Annotated in this window: 1 protein-coding gene; it reads left to right on the top strand. The window is 49.8% G+C overall.

From position 1 onward, the window contains the following. On the top strand, window positions 1-201 hold a 201-nt coding region (locus MMO42_RS18185), incomplete at both ends, for a hypothetical protein (RefSeq protein ID WP_241321592.1).

Below are 201 nucleotides of genomic sequence, written 5' to 3'. Positions count from 1 at the left end.
CAAGTTAGGTTCTTTAGACGATGCAGCCGTTAAATACGACGATGCAACGACCAAAGACAAGATCACGCTTGCAGGTGCAGGTGGCACGACCATCAGCAATGTGAAAGCAGGTGACATCAGTTCAGCGGCATCAACAGATGCAGTGAATGGCGGTCAGTTATTCACCACCAACCAAAATGTCACCACTGCGCAAACTGCAGC

Origin of the sequence: Acinetobacter sp. ANC 3882, from assembly GCF_022549545.1 — a bacterium.
Taxonomy (GTDB): Bacteria; Pseudomonadota; Gammaproteobacteria; order Pseudomonadales; family Moraxellaceae; genus Acinetobacter.
This window is presented reverse-complemented; position numbering and strand designations above follow the sequence as displayed.